This is a genomic window from Streptomyces sp. 5-10 (assembly GCF_014712245.1).
Lineage (GTDB): Bacteria > Actinomycetota > Actinomycetes > Streptomycetales > Streptomycetaceae > Streptomyces > Streptomyces violaceusniger.
In genome coordinates this window covers 1-22,267 of sequence record NZ_JACVYG010000064.1, presented here as the reverse complement: position 1 = coordinate 22,267, position 22,267 = coordinate 1, and the positions used below count along the sequence as shown (strand labels likewise).

The following is a 22,267-nucleotide window of genomic DNA, read 5'->3' as shown; positions in this document are numbered from 1 at the left end:
CCGGGCGCCCACCCGCGTGTGGGACGTGTCCGCGTGCGGGGCGGGTCCGCGCGCCGGGGGCTCGCGTCGGCGGTGTGCGTCAGCGGCGCGCGGAAAGTTGCGCGGGAACGGGTCTCAGGGAACGTGCGATGGGTACTGTCTTGACCTATGGAGCATGAGGTGTTCGTTCCGTTTCCCGTCGACACCGTCCGGCTGGCGCTCGCGGAGCCCGCCCGCGTCGCTCGCTGCGTTCCCGGGCTCCAGCAGGACGCCGATGAGGCCGCCGGTCCGCTCGCCGGGCGGCTGCGGCTGCGCATCGGCGGGTCCACCATCACCTACCGCGGCGCGCTGCGCGTCGTCCGGCGCGCCGATGCCTTCGAGGTCGAGGGCGAGGGCAGCGAGGCGCGCGGCAGCGGCTCGGTGAAGCTCGCGCTGACCATCACGCCGAAGCCCGTCGAGGGCGGTACGGAGCTGAACTGCTCGGGGACGGTCCACAGCGACGGGCGGCTGGCCGAGTTCGACGACGAGGCGTCCACCACCGTGGCCCGCCGCATGCTGGACCGGTTCGCCGCGGCGCTCACGGCCGGTCTTGAGACGTCCCCGATCAGCGCGCCCACGGAGGACGAGGCCCCCGGGCAGGCCGCCGACGAGACCACCGATGCGGCCACCGACGAGACCACCGACGCGGGCGCTGACGCGGGTGCGGCCGCCGCCGCGGACGAGACCGGGCTGCCGACCGAGGCCGAGCTTCCGCTGTCGGCCGACGACATGGACATCGAGGACGTCGGCGACCTCGAGGACCTCGACGAGGTGGACGCCGTCGAGGAGTCCGTCGGCTTCGGCGAGCTCGGCGATCTGGACGACCTGGACGAGGAGCCCCCGGCCGAGGCCGCCCACGCCCGCCGCACGATGATCGGCCGCTCCACCGAGGAGGTCGACCACGCCCCGCCGCGCGGCCGCTACGCCCCGGTCCCCGCGCCCGAGACCGTCTCCACCAGCGCCACCCTGCGCTGGGCCGCGCCCGCCGCGGCCGTCGTGCTCGCCTCCGTCGTCGTCGTGGGACGTCGCGTACTTCGCCGCCGCCGATGAGCCAGGGCGCATAGGCTCGGTCTTTGTGACCACCGAAGACACAACGGAGACCAAGGGCGTACGGCTGACCGCCGGGGACGCCGAGCTGACCGTCTCACCCGAGAACGGCTGCCGTATCGGTTCACTGCGCATCGGCGGTACGGAGCTGCTGCGGCAGGGCCCGCGGTTCGGGTCGTTCCCGATGGTGCCGTGGTGCGGCCGGACCGGTCTTGGCCGGTTCCGCAACGGCGGGCGGACCCACCAACTGCCCATCAACTCCCCGCCGCACGCGATCCACGGGACCGGCCGGAACGTCGAATGGGCCCCCGTCAGCACGGATCGGTCCAGCGCGGCCTTCACCTACGACCTCGCCGACCCCTGGCCGTACGAGGGCCGGGTCACCCAGACCTTCGAGCTCTCCCCGGACAGCCTGACCGTCACCATGAGCGTGGAGACCGAGGGCGATTCCTTCCCGGCGCAGGCGGGCTGGCATCCGTGGTTCCTGCGGAACCTGGGCGACGGCGGCGCCGATGCCGAGATCGCCTTCGACGCCGCATGGCAGGAGGAGCGCGGCGAGGACCACCTCCCCACCGGCCGCCGGATCGCGCCGAAGCCCGGCCCCTGGGACGACTGCTTCGGGATGCCGCAGGGGGTGGACGTCACGCTCACCTGGCCCGGCCGGCTCGAGCTGAAGGTCACCAGCCGGACGGAGTGGGTGGTCGTCTACGACGAGCAGGCGGAGGCGGTGTGCGTGGAACCGCAGTCCGGCCCGCCCAACGGCCTCAACCTCATGCCGCGCCTGGTCACCCCCATCGATCCGCTGGAGATCGCCATGACCTGGAGCTGGCGCACACTGGCCTGACGCGGTCGGTCTCACGACTGATGCGGTCGGCCTCCCGACTGATGCGGTCGGTCTCACGGTACGGAGCGGCTTGAGGGGTTCCGAGGGGCACCGCATAAGCTCATGCGCATGAGCGATGCGCGTGACGCCCTGCTGCAGCAGATCAAGGACAAGGCCGTGGTCCACGGCAAGGTGACCCTCTCCTCCGGGCGTGAGGCCGACTATTACATCGACCTGCGCCGGATCACCCTGGACGCCGAGGCCGCGCCGCTGGTCGGGCAGGTCATGCTCGATGCCACGGCCGATCTGGAGTACGACGCGGTGGGCGGGCTGACGCTGGGCGCCGACCCGGTGGCCACGTCCATGCTGCACGCCGCCGCCGCGCGCGGGCGCCGGCTGGACGCCTTCGTGGTCCGCAAGGCCCAGAAGACGCACGGTATGCAGCGGCGGATCGAGGGCCCGGACATCGCGGGCCGCCGGGTGCTGGTGGTCGAGGACACCTCCACCACCGGCGGTTCGCCGCTGACCGCGGTGGAGGCGGCGCGGGAGGCCGGTGCGGAGGTCGTCGCGGTCGCGACGATCGTCGAGCGCGGCGCCGCGCCCGCGATCGCGGACGCCGGGCTGCCGTACCTCCCGGCGTACTCGCTCACCGACCTCGGGCTGAGCTGAATCCGGCAGGCTGGGGAGGTGGGAGGTTTCACGTGAAACCACCCACCCCCGTCCGTGTGGTCTCGGCGTGCGCCGTGTGGAGCAATCGGCGGAGTCTGGGATTATGGCCCCGACGATGACGTCGCCCCTAGGGTCTGTCATCAAAGGGGGCGCCCGGCCGCGAGCGGCGTCTGGTGCGGTCGATCGCAAGGCGGAGCGTCGCCCTCGTACTGGGCGTACTCGGGTGACGCGACAACGCAGCGAGCGGCCGTGCCAGGCGTCGGGAGCAGGGCGCCCCCTTTGATGACAGACCCTAGGTCAGGGCCAAGTACGACTAACCCGCACATACAAGGAGCGGTCAGATGCCCATCGCATCCCCTGAGATCTACAACGAGATGCTCGACCGGGCGAAGGCGGGCAAGTTCGCCTACCCGGCGATCAACGTGACCTCGACGCAGACTCTGCACGCCGCCCTGCGCGGCTTCGCCGAGGCGGAGAGCGACGGCATCGTCCAGATCTCCACCGGTGGTGCCGAGTTCCTGGGTGGCCAGTACAAGAAGGACATGGTGACCGGTGCGGTCGGCCTCGCCGAGTTCGCGCATGTCGTGGCCGAGAAGTACCCGGTCAACATCGCCCTCCACACCGACCACTGCCCGAAGGACAAGCTGGACGGCTATGTCCGTCCGCTGCTCAAGATCTCGCAGGAGCGCGTCGCCAAGGGCCAGAACCCGCTGTTCCAGTCCCACATGTGGGACGGCTCCGCCGAGACCCTCGCCGACAACCTCGACATCGCGCAGGAGCTGCTGGCCGAGGCCGTCAAGGCGAAGATCATCCTCGAGGTCGAGATCACCCCGACCGGTGGCGAGGAGGACGGCGTCACGCACGAGATCAACGACAAGCTGTACACGACGGTGGACGACGCCCTGCGCACCGCCGAGGCCCTGGGCCTGGGCGACAAGGGCCGCTACCTGCTGGCCGCCTCCTTCGGCAACGTCCACGGCGTCTACAAGCCGGGCAATGTCGTCCTCCGTCCGGAGCTGCTGCGTGACCTCCAGGACGGTGTCGGCGCGAAGCACGGCAAGCAGGACCCGTTCTTCTTCGTCTTCCACGGCGGCTCCGGCTCCACGGAGCAGGAGATCCGCACCGCGCTGGAGAACGGCGTGGTGAAGATGAACCTCGACACGGACACCCAGTACGCCTTCACCCGTCCGATCGCGGACCACATGTTCCGTAACTACGACGGGGTGCTGAAGGTCGATGGCGAGGTCGGCAACAAGAAGACGTACGACCCGCGGAGCTGGGGGAAGCTGGCCGAGGCGGGGATGGCTGAGCGGGTCACCAAGGCTTGTGCGGATCTTCGGTCCACGGGCACCAAGCTGAAGTAGTTCTTCGGCTCGCCCCTCCGGGCCCGGCGCTCGCCTTCCCGGCGAGCCCCGGGCCCGTTTGTGTTCTGGGCTGGCCCCGGGGGCGCTGCCCGGGGGATCATCCAGGTATGCCGGAAGTGCGACTGTCCGTGCCGGCCGGGCGGTGGCTGGTGTTCACCACCGTGCTGGGCTCCGCCATGGCGCTCCTCGACAGCACCGTCGTCAATGTCGCCCTGCCGCGCATCGGGCTCGACCTGGGCGCCGATCTGCCCGTACTGCAGTGGACCGTCAACGCCTACATGCTCACCCTCGCCGGGCTGATCCTGCTCGGCGGGGCGCTCGGGGACCGGTTCGGGCGGCGGCGGGTGTTCGTCATCGGGGTGGTGTGGTTCGCGCTGGCCTCGCTGGTGTGCGGGCTGGCGCCGAACGCCGGGGTGCTCATCGCCGCGCGGGCGTTCCAGGGCATCGGCGGGGCGCTGCTCACCCCCGGGTCGCTGGCGCTGATCCAGTCGGTGATCCATCCCGATGACCGGGCGCGGGCGATCGGGCTGTGGTCCGGCTTCGGCGGCATCGGGGCGGCGATCGGGCCGTTCCTCGGCGGCTGGCTGGTGGACGGGCCCGGCTGGCGCTGGGTGTTCTTCATCAATGTGCCGCTGGCGGCGGTGTGTGTGCCGGTGGCTTTGCGCCACGTACCGGAGACCCGCGATCCGCAGCCGCGCGGCCGGTTCGACGTCCTCGGCGCCGTGCTGGGGGCGGCGGCCCTCGCCCTGGTCACCTATGCGCTGATCGCCGCGCCGCAGAGGGGCGCCTCGCCCGCCGTGGTGGTTCCGGGCGTCGCCGGGCTGGCGCTGGGGGCGGCCTTCATCGCCGTGGAGCGGAGGCTGCGCGAGCCGATGCTGCCGCTCTCCATCTTCGCCTCCCGCCAGTTCAGCGCCGTCAATGTGGTGACCCTGTGCGTCTACGCGGCCTTCGGCGGCTTCTTCTTCCTCTCGGTGCTCGACCTCCAGGTGGTGGTGGGCTACTCCGCGCTCGCCGCCGGTACCGCGCTGCTGCCCACGACCACGCTGATGCTGCTGCTGTCGGCCCGTTCGGGGGAGCTGGGCAAGCGCATCGGCCCACGGATCCCGCTGACCGTCGGCCCGCTGCTGTGCGCGGCGGGGATGCTGCTGATGACCCGGGCCGGGGTGGGGGCGGTGTACTGGCGGGACATCCTGCCCGCGCTGTTGGTGCTGGGACTGGGCATGGTCGTGGTGGTCGCCCCGCTCACCGCGACCGTCCTGGCCTCGGTGGACGTCGCCCGCGCGGGCCTGGCCAGCGGTGTCAACAACGCGGCGGCGCGGGCGGCCGGGCTGGTCGCGGTGGCGGCGCTGCCGCTGCTCGCGGGGATGGGCCCGGAGGCGTACCGATCGGCGGACGCCTTCTCGAGCACCTTCCGGCGGGCGATGCCCATCTGCGCCGGGGTGCTGTTGCTGGGGGCGATCCTCGCCTGGCGCACGGTGCGCTCGGACGTGCTGGAGCAGGCGGGCGTGGAGGTGGGGGCGGGGCCGGAGAGAGCCGGGGCCGAGGTGCCCGCGGAGGGCGCCGAGGGCGTGGCGCGGGCGGCGGGGCCGCCGTGCCGCCCCGAGTGCGCCTACCACTGCGGGGTGTCCGCGCCGCCCCTGGACCCGGGCGAGCGGCGCCCTCGCCCCTGACCCGCGCCCTCTTCGCGCCGGACGCGCACCCGGATCCATGAGGCTCATGGCTTGAGCGTGTCGAGTGGGGCCCCGGACCAGGCAGACTGGAACCCATGGCCATTCACGAGAACCTGCTCGGGGGACCGCCCCCGACCCATCTGCCCGACGACCCGGAGCCGCGCGAGCTGCTGGCCTCCGGCGCGGCCCCGGCCGAGGTCGCCGCGAAGTACCCGGCCTCCTCGCTCGCCTGGGCACAGCTCGCCGACGAGGCGTTCGAGGCCGGCCGGGTGGTCGAGTCCTACGCGTACGCCCGCACCGGCTACCACCGCGGGCTCGACGCCCTGCGCCGCAGCGGCTGGAAGGGCCACGGCCCGGTGCCCTTCGAGCACGAGCCCAACCGGGGCTTCCTGCGCGCCCTGCACGCGCTCGCGCGCGCCGCGCAGTCCATCGGCGAGCAGGAGGAGTACGAGCGCTGCTCGACCTTCCTGCGCGAGTCCTCCCCGACCGCGGCGGACACGCTCTCCTGACGCACGTCTTCTGACGCACGTCTTCTGACGCACGTCTCCTGACGCACGTCTCCTGATTCACGTCTTCTGATCTCGCCTTTCCTGATCCGCTGAGGCGGGCCCTGTTCCGCTGAGGCGGCGCGAGGCGCACTGGGCCTGTGGGGTGTCGTATGCCCCACGGGCCCCTTCCGTACTTGCCGATCGTGCGCGCTGCGCGGATGATGCGGTGCGGGGCCCCTTCGGCTGTGGGCCCCGAGGGGACCGGGGCTCCGAGACCGAAAGGAAGGGGCGGACCGCTACCCGGTAGCGAGCAGTACTCAGGAGATGCGATGTCGCAGCAGCCTGTCCCTGACCACGCCGAGCCCGAAGCCCCGCATCTGGACTTCGACGGCACCACGCCGTACGAGGACTACATCCAGGCGTCCGTGCTCACCCACCTCCAGCACCCCCTCTCCGACGACCCCGGCGAGATGGTGTTCCTGGTCACCACCCAGGTCATGGAGCTGTGGTTCACCGTGATCGTCCATGAGTGGCAGACCGCCGCGCAGGCGCTGCGCGAGGACGATCTGCCCACCGCGATGGCCGCGCTCCAGCGCTCGGCCTACGAGCTGGAGTCGCTCAACGCCTCGTGGACACCGCTGGCCCATCTCACCCCCGGCCAGTTCAACGCGTACCGCTCCGCGCTCGGCGAGGGCTCCGGCTTCCAGTCGGCGATGTACCGGCGGCTGGAGTTCCTGCTCGGCGAGAAGTCCGCGTCCATGCTCGTCCCGCACCGGGGCGCGCCGCGGGTCCACGCCGAGCTGGAGAAGGCGCTGACCGAGCCCAGCCTCTACGACGAGGTGCTGCGCTACCTCGCGCGGCGCGGCCTCGCCGTCCCGGCCGAGGTGCTGGACCGCGATCCCGCCCTGCGCCATGAACCGGATCCCGGGGTGGAACGGGTCTGGGAGGAGATCTACTCCGGCCCGCACGACAGCGAGCTGATCCGGCTCGGCGAGGCGCTGACCGAGGTCGCCGAGCTGGTCTGGCGCTGGCGCAACGACCACCTGGTGGCGACCCGGCGGGCGATGGGCTCCAAGACCGGCACCGGCGGCTCGGCCGGGGTCGCCTGGCTGGAGAAGCGCGCGGCCAAGAACGTCTTCCCCGAGCTGTGGACGGCGCGCAGCCATGTCTGACGCGACGATTCCGACGGAGTCGGCCGGTACCGAGCCGACCGAGTCCAAGCCGACCGCCGCTCGGCCCGGTGCGGCCGAGCCCGGTACGCCAAGGACCGCTCCGGCCGACGAGGCCGCCAGGACCGCTCCGGCCGATGAGCCCGCCAGGACCGTTCTGGCCGATGAGGCCGCCGGGCTCGACGCGGCCGATCCGCTGCGCGCCAAACGCGACGCCTTCACCCTCGACGACACGATCTACCTCGACGGCAACTCGCTGGGCGCGCTGCCCCGCGCCGTCCCGCCCCGGCTGGCCGATGTGGTCGCCCGCGAATGGGGTGAGCTGCGCATCCGCTCCTGGGATGAGAGCGGCTGGTGGACCGCGCCGGAGCGGATCGGCGACCGCGTCGGCCGGCTTATCGGCGCCGCCCCCGGCCAGGTGGTGGTGGGCGACTCGACGAGCGTGAACGTCTTCAAGGCGGTCGTCGCGGCCGTACGGATCGCCCAGGAGCGCGGCGCCCACCGGGATCAGATCCTGGTGGACGAGGCCACCTTCCCCACCGACGGCTATATCGCCGAGTCCGCCGCCCGGATGACCGGCTGCACCGTGCGGCCGGTGGCCGCGGGCGACGTCCCGACCGCCGTCGGCGCGCGCACCGCCGTCGCGCTCGTGAACCACGTGGACTACCGCACCGGCCGCCTCCACGACCTGCCCGGGACCACGGCCGCCGTGCACGCGGCGGGCGCGCTCGTGGTGTGGGACCTGTGCCACAGCGCGGGCGCCCTGCCGGTCGGGCTGGACGCCCATGGGGTGGACCTCGCCGTGGGCTGCACGTACAAGTACCTCAACGGCGGGCCCGGCGCGCCCGCGTATCTGTACGTCGCCCAGGCCCATCAGCCCCGCTTCGACTCGCCGCTGCCCGGCTGGAACTCGCATGCCGACCCCTTCGGCATGGCCTCCGCCTACACCCCGGCCGACGGCGCGGTCCGCGGCCGCGTCGGCACCCCGGACATCCTCTCGATGCTGGCGCTGGAGGCCGCGCTCGAGGTGTGGGACGACGTGACGATCGAGGACGTCAGGGCCAAGAGCCTGGCCCTGACGGACTTCTTCCTCCGCTGTGTCGAGACGTACGTCCCGGCGGGCCGCGTCCGGTCGATCACCCCCGCCGCTCACGCCGAGCGCGGCAGCCAGGTGGCGCTGCGGTGCGCGGAGGCGGGGGAGGCCGGGGAGGTGATGGCGGAGCTGGTGCGGCGCGGCGTCGTGGGCGACTTCCGCCGCCCCGATGTGCTGCGCTTCGGCTTCACCCCGCTGTACACGGGCTTCGCCGAGGTGGAGCGGGCGGTGCGGGTGCTGGCCGATGTGCTGAAGGAGGGCTGACCGATGGGCGGGGCGGCGGCCGAGGAGACGTCGGTCTTCGGGCTCGCGCCCGTGGACCCGGCCCGGACCGCCGCGTACGGCGAACACCCGGACCAGGTGGTGGACTTCTACCTTCCGCCGCCCGGGGCGGGCGGGGCCGCCCGCCCCGCCCCGCTGGTCCTCCTCTTCCACGGCGGCGCCTGGCGCGCCCCCTACGACCGCCGCCATGTCTCGCCCCTCGCCGCCTTCCTGGCGGGGCGTGGCCTGGCGGTGGCGTCCGTCGAGTACCGGCGCGGTGGGGCGGACCCCGCGCGGGCCGGGCGGTGGCCGGAGACGTTCGACGACATCGCGGCCGCCGTGGACACCGTGCCGGGCCTCGTCCGGGACCTCGGGCTCCCCGGTGCCGACCCGGACCGCGTGGTGCTCACCGGGCACTCCGCGGGCGGGCACGCCGTGCTGTGGGCGGCGGCCCGGCATCGGCTGCCGTCCGGCACTCCCTGGCATCTGCCCTCCCCCTCCCCGCTCCGCGGTGTCGTGGCCCTCGCCCCCATCGCGGACCTCGCCACCGCCCGTGCGCTGGACGTCTGCTCCGGCGCCGTCGACCAACTCCTCGGCGAAGGCAATGGCATTGGCATTGGCATTGGCGACGGTGACGTTGACGCCGACGTGGACGTCGACGGCGATGAGCTGACGGCCCGGCTGGGCCTCGCCGACCCCGCCGCGCTGCTGCCCACCGCGATCCCCACCACCATCGTGCAGGGCGGCACCGACATCGATGTGCCGCCGGCGGTCGCGGACGCCTTCGCGGAGGCCGCGTCCCGCGCCGGACAGCACGTACGGCTGATCAGGACCGACGGCGGCCACTTCCCGCCCATCGACCCCACGACGCCCGCCGCGCACACCGTCGCCGACGAGATCGCCCGCCTGGCGGGGACGGACGCGGCCGCGTAACGCCGAGCCGGGCCCTGCCACGTAGTACTTCAGACGGACGCCGGACAATCCGTACTGGTGGGGACGACGTGGGCCCGTCCGCTCTCTACGGTATGAGACGTGACCCAGACGATTCCGCGGACCGAAATCCGCATCGCCCGCAGCGCGTTGTCCGGCCTGCGGGAGGATTTGATCAACGACGCGTTCGCCCTCCGTCCACTGCCGCCGTTGAGCCCGGGGCATCCGCTGGTGCGCCGGGCCCCGGAGCGGGCCCGGCGATACGTGTGCCGGCTGCCGCATGCCGCGCTCACAGTCTGCGCGTTCTACGTCATGATGCAGTCGGTCATCCTGGTGCCCGACGACATGAGCCTGGTCCTTGCCCTGCTGAGCGGGGTGCCGCTGCTGCTGACGCTGTTCCGGCCGGTCGGCGCCTGGTGGCTGTCGTTCGGGGCGAGCGCCGTGACGGGGCTGGGGCTCCTGGGTCTGGATCAGACGGTGGGCTGGCCGTGGCCCATTCCGCTGGCCATCTCGCACGTCCTGGTGATGGTGGTGACGGCGGCCCGGACGCGTCCCCGGGCGGCCGCCGAGATATGGCTGCTCACGGCCCTTCTCGCGGCTGTCGCCGCGTACGTCGACACCGACAGCCGGTACACCTCGGACTCCCTCCAGATGCTGGCGGACAGCCAGCTCACCTCGGACTCCTTCCAGGTGCTGTTCGTCTCCGGGCTGGTGCTCTGCGCCGTCGTCACCGCGCGCAATCTGCACGAGAGCAAGCGGCGGATCGCGGTGCAGGAGTCGGTGACCGTCGAGGAGCGTTCCCGCCGCACCACGCTGGAGGAGCGCGCGACCATCGCGCGGGAGCTGCACGATGTCGTCGCGCACCACATGTCCGTCATCGCCATCCAGGCGGAGGCGGCCCCGTACCGGGTGGAGAACCCGCCCGAGGAGCTGACCAGGAGCTTCGCGACCATCCGGGAGAACGCGGTGATCGCCCTCACCGAGCTGCGCCGGGTCCTCGGGGTGGTGCGGGCCGATGACATCGATATGGACGCCGACCCCGAGGCGCCCCAGCCCACGCTGGCCGCGCTCGACGGCCTCTTCGCGGGGGTACGGGCGGCGGGCCTGGCGGTCGAGCACATCACGACCGGTGCGGTGCGCACGCTGCCGCAGGGCGTGGAGCTGTCCGCGTACCGCATCGTGCAGGAGGCGCTGAGCAACGCGCTGCGCCACGCCCCGGGTTCCACCGCGCGCGTCGAGGTGTCGTACGTACTCGGCGGTCTCGGGCTGCGCATCGTCAACGGGCCGGCCACCAAGGCCGTGCCGCCGTCGCCCGGCATGGGGCACGGGCTGCTCGGGATGCGGGAGCGGGTCACGATGCTGGACGGGGAGATACGGGCCGGGGCGCGGGAGGAGGACGGCGGTTATGAGGTCACCGTCTTCATCCCGGCCCCCGATACGGCTACGGAGCGGGAAGCATGACGCCCGTCCGCGTGCTGATCGCCGACGACCAGGTGATGGTCCGCGAGGGCTTTTCGGTGCTGCTGAACGCCCAGCCCGATATCGAGGTCGTCGGCGAGGCGGTCGACGGGCGCCAGGCCATCGCCCAGGTGGCGGCCCTGCGCCCCGATGTCGTCCTGATGGACATCCGGATGCCGGAGGTCAACGGCCTCGAGGCCACCCGTGAGATCGTCGCGGCGGACGCGGACGCCAAGGTGCTCGTCCTGACCACCTTCGACCTGGACGAGTACGTCTACCAGGCGCTGCGCGCCGGAGCGAGCGGCTTCCTGCTCAAGGACGCCTCCGCCCGGCAGCTCGGCGACGCGGTCCGCGTCGTCGCGGCGGGCGAGGCACTGCTCGCGCCGACCGTCACCAAGCGTCTGATCAGCACGTTCTCGCGGATCGGCGAGACCGTCGGGTTCAGCGGTCCGCGTCCCTCCCCGCAGGGGCGGCTGGCCGAGCTGACCGAGCGGGAGAACGAGGTGCTGGTGCTGGTCGCCCAGGGCTGCTCCAACGCGGAGATCGCCGAGCGGCTGATCGTCGCCGAGTCGACGGTGAAGACGCATGTCAGCCGGATCCTGGTGAAGCTGGGGCTGCGCGACCGCACCCAGGCGGCGGTGTTCGCCTACGAGGTCCGCCTGGTGACGCCCGGAGGCTGACCGGCCCGGTGAGGCCGTGAGGCCCGGTGGGTCCTGAGGCCCAGTGAGCCCCCGAGACTGCCCCCGGAGACATCTGGCGTCCCCTGGAGGCCCCTGGAGGCACCTGGCGACCCCTGGAGGCCGGGCGGGCCCGGCGGTACCGTCCGGGGATGAGCAGCAGTGCGGAAGCCCCCGCCTTCGACCCCTGGCGGCCGTCGTTCGTCGCGGACCCGTATCCGGCCTACGCCGAACTGCGCGAGCGCGGCCGCGCGCACTGGTTCGAGCCCTCCCGCCAGTGGCTGATCCCGCGTCACGCGGATGTCAGCGCCCTGCTGCGGGACCGCAGGCTCGGCCGCACCTATCTCCACCGCTTCAGCCATGAGGAGTTCGGCCGCACCGCGCCGCCGCCCGAGCACGAGCCGTTCCACACCCTCAACGACCACGGCATGCTCGACCTGGAACCGCCGGACCACACCCGGCTGCGCCGGCTCGTCTCCAAGGCGTTCACCCCGCGGACGGTCGAGGCGCTGGTGCCGACGATCCAGCGGCTCGCGGAGGAGCTCGTCGACTCGCTCGTCACCGCAGGCGGCGGCGATCTCATCGCGGCGGTAGCCGAACCGCTGCCGGTCGCCGTCATCGCCGAGATGCTGGGCATTCCGCCCGCCGACCGCCCCGCCCTGCGGCCCTGGTCGGCGGATATCTGCGGGATGTACGAGCTGAGCCCGGGCGAGGACACGGCGCGCCGGGCCGTGCGCGCGTCCGTCGAATTCTCCGCGTATCTGCGCGAGTTGATCGCGGCGCGCCGCAAGGCCCCGGGGGACGATCTGATCAGCGGGCTCATCGCCGCGTATGACGAGGGCGACCGGCTCACCGAGCAGGAGATGATCTCCACCTGTGTGCTGCTGCTCAACGCGGGCCACGAGGCCACGGTCAACACCACCGGGAACGGCTGGTGGGCGCTCTTCCGCCACCCCGAGCAGCTCGCCCTGCTCCGCGCCGACCCCGACGCGCTGCTGCCCACGGCCGTGGACGAGCTGCTGCGCTACGACACCCCGCTCCAGCTCTTCGAGCGGTGGGTGCTGGAGGACATCGAGGTCGGCGGCACGGTCATCCCGCGCGGCAGCGAGGTGGCGCTGCTGTTCGGCTCGGCCAACCGCGACCCGGACCGCTTCGACCGGCCCGACACCCTCGATCTCTCCCGCGCCGACAACCCCCACATCAGCTTCGGCGCCGGGATCCACTATTGCCTGGGCGCCCCGCTGGCCCGTCTGGAGCTGATCGCCTCCTTCGGCGCGCTGCTCCGCAAGGCGCCCGGGCTGCGGCTGGTCAAGGAGCCCGAGCGGCGGGCGAACTTCGTCATCCGCGGTCTGCGGGAGCTCCAGGTCGAGCTCTGAGCACGGAGCCCTGAGCACGCGGGACAAACGAGCCCCCTGTTGTCCACAGCCTGTGGACAACAGGGGGCGGTTGCCGGGGTGTGGTGGGCCGACGGGGGTCAGCCGCCGATGTCACGACGGCGCATACCCACCAGTCCTCCGGCGGCGAGAACGACCGAGAGAAGCAGCAGCCACAGGAACGGTGCGGCCGTCACCTCGTCGCCCGGCAGCTTCGGCAGATGGCTGAAGGGCGAGGTGTTCATGACGGAATCGGACAGCTCCAGCGCCGGGCCCATCCAGCCCAGGGCGACCACCCAGCCGACGAAGGCCCAGGCCGCGGCCGAGTACTTCGGCACCACGCCCACGAGGAAGAGCGTCACGCTGGTGAGCACCCACACCGCCGGGAGCTGGGCGAGGGCGGCACCGAGGCAGCGGGGGAGCTGGTCGGCCAGATCGCCCGCCGCGATGCCGTAGCCCAGCCCCAGCGCCAGACCGCCGATGGCGAGGATGACCACCGGGCCGAGGTACGCGATGACCAGATGGCTCCCGGCCCAGCGCAGCCGGCCGACGGCGTTGGCCAGCAGGGGCTCCGCGCGCTGGTCGGTCTCCTCGCCGCGCAGCCGCAGCACGGAGGTGGCGGTGTAGACGGTGAGGATGGTGCCGAGGACGCCGACCATGGCGGCCAGGAACGCGTCGTTGAGCCCCTGGGCGCCACCCATCCGCTGGATGATGTCGCGGGTCTTGTCGCTGTCGCCGAGGAAGTCGTTCGCACCGTCGGAGATGGATCCGAAGATGGCGCCCGCGAAGACGAAACCCGCGGCCCAGCCGAGCAGGGCACCGCGCTGGAGCCGCCAGCCCAGGCCGTAGACCCCGCTCAGCAGCGGGCCGGCGGCCGGTGGGCCGGGACGGCTGGCGTAGAAGCTGGCGCCCACGTCGCGCCGCCCGGCGAGGGAGTACGCGAGGGCGATCGAGGCCGCGGCGAGCACGGCGATCAGCAGCAGCGGCCACCAGCGCTCGTTCGCGTACGGCCGGGCGTACTCGGCCCAGCCCAGCGGCGAGAGCCAGACCAGGACATGGCCGGAGCCCTTGCTGCCGTCCTCGGCGGCGTCACCCGCCATGCGCAGCACGAAGGCGACGCCGACCGCGGCGGAGCTCAGGCCCCGGGCCAGCCGTGCGTTCTCCGTGAGCTGGGCGGCGACGGCGGCCAGACCGCCGAAGGCCATACCGGACAGCCCGACGGCGAGGCCGAGGGCCAGTGCGCCGGTGCCGCCCTGGCCCGCGAGGCTCCCCGCGATGAGCAGGGTCACCGCGCCGTTGGCGATGGCCACGGCGAGCAGGGCCGAGGTGAGCCCCGCGCGGCGGCCGACCATGCCGGCGGAGAGCGCCTCCTGACGGCCGGTCTCCTCCTCCTCACGGGTGTGCCGGATCACGATGAGCAGGCTCATGATCGCGGCGAACACCGTGAGGAAGGCACCCACGCGCCAGACGGTGAGCGCGCCCAGCGAGTCGTCGAAGGCGGCGCCGAACAGGGCCCGGGTCGAGCCGTTCCCATTCATGTCGTGGACGAGGTTGGCGCGGCGGGCGGGGGTGTCGTACGCGCTCTTCAGACGGCCGACGGTGCTGCTGGCCGTGAGCCCCAGGCACAGCACCCACACCGGCATCATGATCCGGTCGCGGCGCAGGGCGAGCCGCAGCAGCGTGCCCGTGCCCGCCAGATCGTGGGCCGATCCGCGGGCGCGGGGGGAGACCCGGGCGTCGGCTACGGCGGTCATCGGGCGATCGCCTCGGCTTCCGTGCGCGTGATGTCGTCCTGGTAGTGGCGCAGGAAGAGCTCTTCCAGGGTGGGCGGGGTGGAGATGAGGCTGCGCACCCCGACCTGGGTGAGCTGCCGCAGCACGGCGTCCATCTTGTCGGAGTCGACCTGGAGCTTGACCTGGCGGCCCTGGATGTCCACGTTGTGCACACCGGGGAGGCCGGACAGGCCGTTCGGCTCGCCGGCGAGCTCGGCGGTCACCGACGTACGGGTCAGATGGCGCAGCTCGGCGAGGGTACCGGACTCCACTCGCCGGCCCTTGCGGATGATGCTCACCTTCCGGCAGAGCGCCTCGACCTCGCTGAGGATGTGGCTGGAGAGCAGCACCGTACGACCGCGGTCGCGCTCCTCGGCGACGCACTCGCGGAAGACCTCCTCCATGAGCGGGTCGAGCCCGGAGGTCGGCTCGTCGAGGATCAGCAGCTCCACTTCGGATGCGAACGCGGCGACCAGGGCGACCTTCTGGCGGTTGCCCTTGGAGTACGTACGGCCCTTCTTGGTGGGATCGAGCTCGAACCGCTCCAGGAGCTCGGCGCGGCGTGCGGTGTCCAGACCGCCGCGCAGCCGCCCGTACAGGTCGATGACCTCTCCACCGCTCAGGTTGCGCCACAGGGTGACGTCTCCGGGGACGTACGCGATGTGGCGGTGGAGGTCGACCGCGTCGTGCCAGGGGTCCTTGCCGAGCATCTGCACCGCGCCGGAGTCGGCGCGGAGCAGCCCGAGGAGGACCCGGATGGTGGTGGACTTCCCGGCGCCATTGGGCCCGAGGAAGCCATGGACCTCACCTGCCTCGACTTCGAGGTCGAGGCCGTCCAACGCGTGGGTCCGGCCGAAGGACTTGTGGAGGCCGGACACGGAGATAGCCGTTTTCATGATTTCGAAGCTACGCTAGTTTCACAAATTTGTGAAGTTAAGGAACTGTATAAACTTATGATGATGTGACGAAGAGAGGAGATGATGAAGCGGTGAGGGAGATGATCGAACCGGAGGGCGCGCCCGATGAAGCGCGCGGTGAAACGGCGCGTGACGAGGCGGCGGTGTCCAGGTTCGTCGAGAGGTTCGCGGCCGATCTGGCCGAGGCCGGGATGCAGCGCATGGCGGCCCGGGTCTTCGCGGCGCTTCTCGTCTCCGACTCCGGGGCCCTCACCTCGGCGGAGCTGGCCGAGCGGCTGCGGATCAGCCCGGCCGCGGTCTCGGGCGCGATCCGCTATCTGTCCCAGGTGGACATGGTGGTGCGGGAGCGCGAGCCGGGCTCCCGCCGCGATCGCTACCGGCTCTACAACGAGGTCTGGTACGAGACGCTGACCCGCCGCGACCAGATGGTCGCCCGCTGGGAGAGCACCATGCGCGACGGCGCCAAGGTGCTCGGCCCCGGCACCCCGGCGGGACTGCGGATCACCGAGACCGCCGACTTCTTCGAGTTCGTGCAGCGGGAGCTGCCCAAGATGCTGCAGCGCTGGCGCGACCAGCAGGCCGAGCGCCGCGCCGCCGAGGCCCGCGAGGCCGAAGCGGGCTGACGGCCGGCCGGGCCCGCCCGCGCCGCCCGGCCCCACCGGGCCCCGCGGCGGCGCGAGTGGCGCTCAAGGGCGGTGGGGGAGCATCAGGCTCCAGGCCTCGGCCAGGACCGTCCAGGTGCGGCTGCGGACCGGGCCGCGGATCAGCGCGTCCGCGTGGTAGCGGAAGTCCGGGCCGGAGACGGTGACGGCCCGGGCCCGGGCGCGCAGCGGGCCGCCCGCCGCGTGGGGGTGGACCACGATCTCGGCCAGCCCGCCGCCCGGCTCGGCCGTCGACACCGAGACCCGCTCCACCGGCCGGTCCAGGTCGGTCAGCAGCACCCCGTCCGCCTCGATCCGCAGCCGCTGCGGCGGCGGATGCGCCGGGCGCCGGGCGCCGCCCGCCAGTCCGATGACGGGGAGCGAGAGCAGCGTCAGCGCCGTGCGGGCGGTGCGGGCCGCCGGGCTCCACCACGGCCGGTGGCCATCGCCCTCCCGGCCATCGCCCTCCTGGCCATCGCCCTCCCGGTCGGGGCGCTCCCGGTCGGGGCCGGGCGGGCTTGTGCCGTCCCGGCCGTCCTCGCCGTCCTCGGCCCGGAGGCGGTCGTGGACGCAAGGGTCGCAGCCGCAGTCCCGGCCCCTCGCCCCCTCGCCGTACGGCCCCGGGGCGTGCCCGTCCGCTCCGGCCGCCCCGTCCGGCCCGGCCGCCGCGCCGTGGCCGTCGCCCGGCACACGGTCGTGCGCACCGTGAGGAGCGAGCCCGGAGGGGATCCGCAGACCGCCGAGGACCACCCCGCCGCTCTCGTCCACCAGCAGGTCACGCGGGCGCGCGGTCCCGTCGAGGACCGTACGGGCCGCGGCGACCGCGTCCGTCGGCACCCCGAGCGAATGGGCCAGGGCGACCGTGGCGGAGCCGCCGACCGGGACCACCGACAGCGTGGCGTCCGCCAGCTCCCGCCGCCGGTGCAGCAGCTCCACCATCCGCAGCAGGGCGCGGTCGTCGCCCACCAGCACCGGCCGGCGGGCGCCCCGGCGGGCCAGCGCCCGCTCGACCTCCTCCGGGCCGTCCGGCAGGCAGATTTTCGTCTGCGCGCCCGCACACAGCACATCCTTCGCGATCCGCACCGACTCCCCGTCCGTTCGGCGGGCGTTGGGGTCGATGACCATGAGCAGCGGGCGCCCCCGGGCGGTGTCCGGCGCAGGGGGCCGGGGATCTGGAGCCGACACCTCGGTCCTTCCTCAGGTAATCTCTCGGTGCAAGAGCCCCTGTCGCTGTTGCGCCAGGGGCTTCGTCTATCCGGGGCACCGGTTCGACGGCTCTTGTGGTGGCGCGCGTCACCATGCACGTTGGACATGCCCCGCCCGGAAGGGGTGTACGCCTGTGCCCGCACTTGTGCTGCTCGGTGCTCAGTGGGGTGACGAGGGCAAGGGAAAGGCCACCGATCTGCTCGGTGGCTCCGTGGACTACGTAGTGCGCTACCAGGGCGGTAACAACGCGGGCCACACGGTGGTGGTCGGCGACCAGAAGTACGCGCTGCACCTCCTCCCGTCCGGAATCCTCTCGCCCGGGTGTACCCCGGTCATCGGCAACGGTGTCGTCGTGGACCCGGCGGTCCTGCTCTCCGAGCTGAGCGGACTCGCCGACCGCGGCGTCGACACGTCCAAGCTGCTGATCAGCGGTAACGCCCATCTGATCACGCCGTATCACACGACCCTCGACAAGGTGTCGGAACGATTCCTCGGCAAGCGGAAGATCGGCACCACCGGCCGCGGCATCGGCCCGGCCTACGCGGACAAGATCAACCGCGTGGGCATCCGGGTCCAGGACCTCTTCGACGAGTCGATCCTGCGGCAGAAGGTGGAGGCGGCCCTGGACTACAAGAACCAGGTGCTGGCCAAGCTCTACAACCGCCGCGCCATCGCGGTGGACCAGGTCGTCGAGGAGCTGCTGGGCTACGCGGACCGGCTCGGCGGCTATGTCGCCGACACCACCCTGCTCCTCAACAACGCCATCGACGAGGGCCGGGTCGTGCTCTTCGAGGGCGGGCAGGGCACCCTGCTCGACGTCGACCACGGCACGTACCCCTTCGTCACCTCCTCCAACCCGACCGCGGGCGGCGCCTGCACCGGCACCGGCGTGGGCCCGACCAAGATCAGCCGCGTGATCGGCATCCTGAAGGCGTACACCACCCGCGTCGGCGCGGGCCCGTTCCCCACCGAGCTCCTCGACGAGGACGGCGAGAAGCTGCGCACGATCGGCGGCGAGCGCGGTGTGACCACCGGGCGCGACCGGCGCTGCGGCTGGTTCGACGCGGTCATCGCGCGCTACGCGACCCGGGTCAACGGCCTGACCGACTTCTTCCTCACCAAGCTGGACGTGCTCACCGGCTGGGAGCGGATCCCGGTGTGCGTGGCCTACGAGATCGACGGCAAGCGCGTCGAGGAGCTGCCGTACAGCCAGACCGACTTCCACCACGCCAAGCCGATCTACGAGACGCTGCCGGGTTGGTCGGAGGACATCACCCAGGCCAAGACCTTCGACGAGCTGCCGAAGAACGCGCAGAAGTACGTCCAGGCGCTGGAGGAGATGTCGGGCGCCCCGATCTCGGCGATCGGCGTCGGGCCGGGACGTGACGAGACCATCCAGATCAACTCGTTCCTCTGACCCCTCGGTGGGAGCGCCGCTCCCGGGAGCCCGGCCCCCGGGAGTCCGGCTCTCGGGAGCGCCCCGCGCGCCGGCGTCACTACGCCGCGGGCGGGCCGAACACCCCGGCGGGCTGCTGCGGCTGACCGACGGGCCGCGCGGCCCGCTGCTCCTGCATCTTGGTGATCCGCCGCACCACGGCGATGGCCAGCACCGCGGCCAGGACGCCGATGGAGTCGTCGATGATGCTGATGATGACGCTGGGCCGCTGTTCCCGGGAGTTGTCGCCGATGACCTCGCTGATCCCGTTCACCGGGAACATCAGGAACATGATCACGAAGAGCGTCCACCACCAGTGCAGCACCGCACGGCCACGGCGTCCGGGCCCCGGCGGAGTGCTGGAGGTCCAGACGTCGTTGGCGATCTGCTTGGGCAGCCACAGCTGGGCGATCGGGATGAACCAGGCGCCCACCGCGTAGCCGCTGCCGAACCGCTGCCGCCCGGGGTTCAGCACCGTGGAGTTGATGTAGGCGGTCCGGAACCAGACCAGCCACAGCACGACGAGCACGAGCGCGGCGACACCGGTGCCGCTGTCCATCGCCTCGACGTCGCTCCGCTTGCTGTAGAGCAGGTCGTCGGAGACCGTGCCGGAGTCGACGGCGAAGTAGGTGTCGAGCAGCGAGATGTTCAGCGACATGTCGAGGAGCGTCAGCACCAGCCAGATGCCGAACATGCTCATCAAGGCGGTGGCCAGACCCCGGATCGGCCTCAGCCGCGTGCCCGGGGCGGGGTAGCCCATCGGCGTCTGATAGCCGCCCTGCCAGGGCTGGGTGGCGGGCTGGGACATCTGGTACGGGGAACCACCGGCCGCGTGGGCGTGGGGGGTCGCGTACGCCGACGGCGTCGGCGAGCCGTACGCGGAGGGGCCGGGCGGGGTGTGCGCGGCGGCCTGGGGGTGGCCGTACGCGGACGGGCCCTGCTGCGGCGCCATGGCGTTCGGCTGCGCGTTCTCCGCCTCCACCTCCAGCAGCTGGAGGGCGTCCCGCCCCAGCCGGGCGAGCAGTCCGCCCGGCAGCCAGGGCTCGCCGTCATCGGCCACCGGCTGGGTGGCGGCGACCAGTTCGTCCACCGAGGGCCGCTTGGCCGGGTCCTTGTCCAGGCACGCGGTGACCAGCCCGCGTGCCCCGTCCGGGAGCCCCACCAGATCGGGCTCCTCCTGGGCTATTCGGTACATCAGGGCGTGGATGCCGCTGTCCAGGTTGCCGAAGGGCTGACGTCCGGTGGCGGCGAAGGCGAGCACCGAGCCCAGGCAGAAGACATCGCTCGCGGCGGTGACCGGCTCGCCCCGCACCTGCTCGGGCGACATGAACCCGGGCGAGCCGACGACCGCGCCGGTCATCGTCAGATTGCCGCCCGTGGTGGTGCCCACGGCGTCCAGGGCGCGCGCGATGCCGAAGTCGATGACGCGCGGACCGTCGATGGTGACGAGGATGTTGGACGGCTTGAGGTCGCGGTGGACCAGCCCGGCGCCGTGGATGTCGCGCAGCGCGAGGGCCAGGCCGTTCGCCAGGATCCGCAACGAGCGCTCGGGCAGCGCCCCGAAGTCCTCGGCGACGACGCTGTGCAGGGACGGACCGCCGATGTAGCCGGTGGCCACCCACGGCACCTCGGCGTCGGTGTCGGCGTCGAGGACGGGCGCGGTCCACTGCCCGCCGACTCGTCTCGCCGCCTCCACCTCCCGCTTGAAGCGGCCGCGGAAGTCGGCCTGGCGTGCGAGTTCGGCCTGTACGAGCTTCACCGCGACGGTGCGGCCGCGGGCGGAGCGGGCGAGGTAGACCCGGCCCATTCCGCCCTCGCCCAGCTTGCCGAGCAGCCGGTACTCGCCGATCCACCGCGGGTCCTGGGCCCCGAGGTTCTCCATCGCGGTGTGGCTCCTGTCCCTGTGCCGATAGTCCCTCTGCCGATCGGCCGATCAGTCGAGGCGGGTGAACGTCTGTGTCATCGTCTCATCGCTGTAATCGTCCGGGTCGTCATATTCGACACGCAGCTTGTCATGTCCGGAAGTTGTGAACGTGAGTGACGTGCCGGGTCCGCAGAGATTCTTAGGGGTGCCCCCGGTGAACTTCGAGGGGCTGAGGACGAGTCCCTTCTCCACCGAGGCCAGGACCCGGTCACCCTCGCAGTGGTACTTCGTGCTGTCCGCGACGTCCTGGGCCACCACGGAGCCGATCGCGCCCTGCTTGATGGTGATCTTCAACGTGGCGTCGGGCTTCCCGAACGCGTCCTTGGCCAGCCATGTGCCCACGTACCCGGAGGGGATGGGCTTGCCGCCGCTCTTGGCGGGGCGCAGCGTCGCCTCGGAGGAGCCGTCCGTGGTACTCCAGGCGAGGGTGCCGTCGTTGCCGATCCGCAGCGTCTGCTCGCCGACCGCGCTGCAACTGTCCTCGGGGATGCTGGTGTCCATCTCCTCGTCCTCGATGAGGAGCAGGCTGTCCGCCGACTTGAGCTTGGCGGAGTCCTGGCAGAACGAGTCCGAGTCGGAGGTCAGGGTCTCGGCGACGACCGAGCCGATCGGTCCCTGCGAGAGCACGACCCGGCGGATCTTGCCGGTCGACTCACCGCTCTCCTTGATCTCGCCCTCCCAGGCGCCCAGGTACTCGGTGGGCACGTCGCCCGCCGTCCCCAGCTTGGTCGCGGACGGACCGGGGCCGTCCGAACCCCCGGAGGGCTCCTTGGAGTTGCCGCCGCCGGAGCCACCGGAGCCGCCCGGGTCCGCGGGCGGGGTGTGGGTCATCTTGTCGTAGTCGGTCGTGGCCCGGTCGCCCTTGTCGTCGTTCCCCTTGACGATGACCAGCGCGGCGACTCCGGCTATGAGGGCGGTGGCGACGGCGGCGGAGACGACGATGAGCGTCTTACGGCGCCGCCGGTTCGGCTTCGGGGACGTCTGCGACGCGCCGCCCCCGGGCCCGCCCGGCGCACCGGTTCCGCCCGGCCCGCCTGGTCCACTTGGTCCGCCTGGTCCGCCGAACCCGGCGGAAGGCGACCCGGCGGCCGCCCCGAACGAGGTGACCGCGGGCGGCCCAAAGCCATGCGCGGGCGTCGGCGGCTCACCCTCCGCGTCCGCCTGCGGAGCCTGCGGCGCCTGCGGCGGCGTGGCGTGCGACGGGTAGCCGTACGCCCCGGGGGCGTAGGGCCCGCCGGAACCGGCCGAGTGGGGAGCGGCACCGCCCGGGCCCGCCTGCGGCGGTGTGGCGCTTCCGGGCGCGCCGTGGCCGGGCGCGCCCGCGTGCGGCGT

The 22,267-nt window shown here is 72.4% G+C and carries 18 protein-coding genes and 1 pseudogene; 14 read left to right on the top strand and 5 right to left on the bottom strand.

What is annotated here, in order from left to right:
• The first annotated feature begins 147 nt into the window (after nucleotides 1-147).
• The 12 genes from IEJ02_RS41500 to IEJ02_RS41445 all read left to right on the top strand — a co-directional run bounded on the left by IEJ02_RS41500 (nucleotide 148) and on the right by IEJ02_RS41445 (nucleotide 13,043).
• A complete protein-coding gene (locus tag IEJ02_RS41500) occupies nucleotides 148-1,068 on the top strand; it encodes an SRPBCC domain-containing protein (protein WP_191069509.1) in 921 nt (306 codons plus the stop codon).
• A 25-nt stretch (nucleotides 1,069-1,093) separates the two neighbouring features.
• The gene (locus tag IEJ02_RS41495; protein ID WP_191069508.1) at nucleotides 1,094-1,909 is read left to right on the top strand and encodes an aldose epimerase family protein; all 816 of its coding nucleotides are present in this window, start codon (nucleotides 1,094-1,096) and stop codon (nucleotides 1,907-1,909) included.
• A gap of 102 nt (nucleotides 1,910-2,011) precedes the next feature.
• On the top strand, nucleotides 2,012-2,557 hold the full coding sequence (pyrE, locus tag IEJ02_RS41490; protein WP_137978840.1) for an orotate phosphoribosyltransferase: 546 nt from the start codon (nucleotides 2,012-2,014) through the stop codon (nucleotides 2,555-2,557).
• 341 nt (nucleotides 2,558-2,898) lie between these two features.
• On the top strand, nucleotides 2,899-3,921 hold the full coding sequence (gene fbaA / locus IEJ02_RS41485) for a class II fructose-bisphosphate aldolase (RefSeq protein WP_191069507.1): 1,023 nt from the start codon (nucleotides 2,899-2,901) through the stop codon (nucleotides 3,919-3,921).
• A 107-nt stretch (nucleotides 3,922-4,028) separates the two neighbouring features.
• Nucleotides 4,029-5,591: an MFS transporter gene (locus IEJ02_RS41480; RefSeq protein WP_191069506.1), complete on the top strand. Its 1,563-nt coding sequence runs from the start codon at nucleotides 4,029-4,031 to the stop codon at nucleotides 5,589-5,591.
• Nucleotides 5,592-5,686: 95 nt separating this feature from the next.
• Nucleotides 5,687-6,100: a DUF3151 domain-containing protein gene (locus IEJ02_RS41475; protein ID WP_014178261.1), complete on the top strand. Its 414-nt coding sequence runs from the start codon at nucleotides 5,687-5,689 to the stop codon at nucleotides 6,098-6,100.
• A 308-nt stretch (nucleotides 6,101-6,408) separates the two neighbouring features.
• Nucleotides 6,409-7,251, top strand: a complete 843-nt coding sequence (locus tag IEJ02_RS41470; RefSeq protein WP_191069505.1) for a tryptophan 2,3-dioxygenase family protein — start codon at nucleotides 6,409-6,411, stop codon at nucleotides 7,249-7,251.
• A complete protein-coding gene (gene kynU / locus IEJ02_RS41465) occupies nucleotides 7,244-8,605 on the top strand; it encodes a kynureninase (protein ID WP_223865316.1) in 1,362 nt (453 codons plus the stop codon). Before IEJ02_RS41470 ends, kynU begins: the two co-directional genes overlap by 8 nt.
• Nucleotides 8,606-8,608: 3 nt before the next feature.
• On the top strand, nucleotides 8,609-9,535 hold the full coding sequence (locus tag IEJ02_RS41460) for an alpha/beta hydrolase (protein ID WP_191069504.1): 927 nt from the start codon (nucleotides 8,609-8,611) through the stop codon (nucleotides 9,533-9,535).
• Nucleotides 9,536-9,634: 99 nt separating this feature from the next.
• Complete coding sequence (locus tag IEJ02_RS41455) at nucleotides 9,635-10,993, top strand: sensor histidine kinase (protein ID WP_191069503.1); 1,359 nt, start codon at nucleotides 9,635-9,637, stop codon at nucleotides 10,991-10,993.
• On the top strand, nucleotides 10,990-11,670 hold the full coding sequence (locus IEJ02_RS41450) for a response regulator (RefSeq protein ID WP_191069502.1): 681 nt from the start codon (nucleotides 10,990-10,992) through the stop codon (nucleotides 11,668-11,670). Before IEJ02_RS41455 ends, IEJ02_RS41450 begins: the two co-directional genes overlap by 4 nt.
• 149 nt (nucleotides 11,671-11,819) lie before the next feature.
• On the top strand, nucleotides 11,820-13,043 hold the full coding sequence (locus IEJ02_RS41445) for a cytochrome P450 (protein ID WP_191069501.1): 1,224 nt from the start codon (nucleotides 11,820-11,822) through the stop codon (nucleotides 13,041-13,043).
• Between the two features lie 98 nt (nucleotides 13,044-13,141).
• Here the strand turns inward: IEJ02_RS41445 and IEJ02_RS41440 are convergent, their stop codons facing one another.
• Nucleotides 13,142-14,794, bottom strand: coding sequence for an ABC transporter permease (locus IEJ02_RS41440; RefSeq protein WP_191069500.1), 1,653 nt, complete (start codon nucleotides 14,792-14,794; stop codon nucleotides 13,142-13,144).
• Nucleotides 14,791-15,708: an ABC transporter ATP-binding protein gene (locus tag IEJ02_RS41435; RefSeq protein WP_191069499.1), complete on the bottom strand. Its 918-nt coding sequence runs from the start codon at nucleotides 15,706-15,708 to the stop codon at nucleotides 14,791-14,793. Before IEJ02_RS41435 ends, IEJ02_RS41440 begins: the two co-directional genes overlap by 4 nt.
• A 101-nt stretch (nucleotides 15,709-15,809) precedes the next feature.
• Between IEJ02_RS41435 and IEJ02_RS41430 the strand changes: the two genes are divergently transcribed.
• Complete coding sequence (locus IEJ02_RS41430; RefSeq protein ID WP_191069531.1) at nucleotides 15,810-16,352, top strand: GbsR/MarR family transcriptional regulator; 543 nt, start codon at nucleotides 15,810-15,812, stop codon at nucleotides 16,350-16,352.
• 63 nt (nucleotides 16,353-16,415) lie between these two features.
• On the opposite strand, the gene IEJ02_RS41425 is transcribed toward IEJ02_RS41430, so the two are convergent.
• On the bottom strand, nucleotides 16,416-17,495 hold the full coding sequence (locus IEJ02_RS41425) for a hypothetical protein (protein ID WP_191069532.1): 1,080 nt from the start codon (nucleotides 17,493-17,495) through the stop codon (nucleotides 16,416-16,418).
• Between the two features lie 214 nt (nucleotides 17,496-17,709).
• Between IEJ02_RS41425 and IEJ02_RS41420 the strand changes: the two genes are divergently transcribed.
• Nucleotides 17,710-18,993 carry an adenylosuccinate synthase gene (locus tag IEJ02_RS41420; RefSeq protein ID WP_137978850.1) on the top strand — a complete coding sequence of 428 codons (1,284 nt, stop codon included), beginning with the start codon at nucleotides 17,710-17,712 and terminating at the stop codon, nucleotides 18,991-18,993.
• A gap of 79 nt (nucleotides 18,994-19,072) precedes the next feature.
• On the opposite strand, the gene IEJ02_RS41415 is transcribed toward IEJ02_RS41420, so the two are convergent.
• Both IEJ02_RS41415 and IEJ02_RS41410 read right to left on the bottom strand, forming a co-directional pair.
• Nucleotides 19,073-20,893: a protein kinase domain-containing protein gene (locus IEJ02_RS41415; protein WP_191069498.1), complete on the bottom strand. Its 1,821-nt coding sequence runs from the start codon at nucleotides 20,891-20,893 to the stop codon at nucleotides 19,073-19,075.
• A 51-nt stretch (nucleotides 20,894-20,944) separates the two neighbouring features.
• Nucleotides 20,945-22,267 (bottom strand): annotated as a pseudogene (locus tag IEJ02_RS41410) (hypothetical protein); the annotation flags it as partial.